Below are 1,386 nucleotides of genomic sequence, written 5' to 3' on the forward strand. Positions count from 1 at the left end.
GCATCAATTACAAGAGTCTTTTGTTTTGAAAACAATTTATCTATAATATTATCATACTTTACTATCTTAAGTATTTTAATAAAATCTCCATCAAAATAAGCATCAAAAATATTTGCAAGCATATCTTTTGCGGTATCTGCCATTTCCCTTAAAGGTTTTTGATAAATATCAACAGAAGAAAAATCTCCTACATTCGATTCCAAAAGAAGTACTACTTTTACAATTTTAGTAGAATGATCTGCAATACGTTCAAGAGAGCTAATAATTTTAATAATTGCCAAAATTTCTCTAAGTTCAGTAGCAACAGGATGTTCAGTAGCAATTATGCGTCCACATAAATCTTCAATATCATATTGATAATCATCTATCATTTTTTCATCCTCATTAATAATTTTTTTAGCCAAATTTTTATCTCTAGACTCTAAAGCTATTAATGAATTTTCTATCATCTTAAGAACACACTCTTTCATCTCCCAAAGATAGTCTTTAATAATCTCAAGTTGCTTAGTAAGTTTACGCCTAATCATATTCAATTTCTCCTAAAAAAACCGTTTTAAAAACAAAAACCTTAATTTAGATAATTCATAATAACTACTAAAAGGATAACTATCAATAACTCTTTTGTAGTAACTAAGAGACTTTACAAAATCTTTATATTTGCTCTCGGTTTCATAAAATTTACCTAATAAATAATTATATCTATCTTCAAACTTTGAACTTACATATTTTGGATAATACAGTGAACTCAAGCTAGAGTAAAATTCATGTTCACCATTTGTTAATAAAAACTCAAGAATATCAAGATAAGTATCCTCATCAAAATCAATATTATTTTCTACTAAAAATCTAACATCCCTTAATACATTTTCAACTTTATTTAATTTAATACCAAGACTAATTAAATTCACAAAGATCTGATTAAAAAAATCATCCCTTAAACTCAAATAATTTAAATAAGAGTTCAAATAATCACCATTCTTATAATAAAGTTCTGCTTTTAATAAAATATACTCATCACTATTAAAATCATATTTATTAAGCAATTCAATTGCTCCCTTGTAATCATTAATATGATATAAATTTAAAGCTCTTCTCATAATATCTTTCAAATCTACATTATGTCCACTCTGATTATTTAATCCAAAATCCTCACCATTTTTAATATCTTTATCTAAATTTAAATTGCCTTCAGAATCCATTTGATCCAAATTTAAAGATTTTTCTTGTTTAACAATCCTCAAAATTACATTTTTAGTAAATTCCCTAGCATCCTTTACATTTTGATACTTAAATGTCAACATAACAATTCCAACATTTTTTAAAGTTTGAAAAGAAAACATAGCACCATCTTGATAAGATTCTGATAAGAATTTAATAAAAGGATTA

General features: G+C 25.0%; 1 protein-coding gene and 1 pseudogene. Both read right to left on the reverse strand.

The window, feature by feature from the left end:
* Nucleotides 1-527, reverse strand: a pseudogene (locus BN1173_RS00230) (phosphate signaling complex PhoU family protein); the annotation flags it as partial.
* Nucleotides 528-539: 12 nt separating this feature from the next.
* Nucleotides 540-1,386: hypothetical protein (locus tag BN1173_RS00235; protein ID WP_040235753.1), on the reverse strand; the 847-nt coding region annotated here is incomplete at its 5' end.

Source organism: Borrelia crocidurae, assembly GCF_000825665.2.
Classification (GTDB): Bacteria; Spirochaetota; Spirochaetia; order Borreliales; family Borreliaceae; genus Borrelia; species Borrelia duttonii.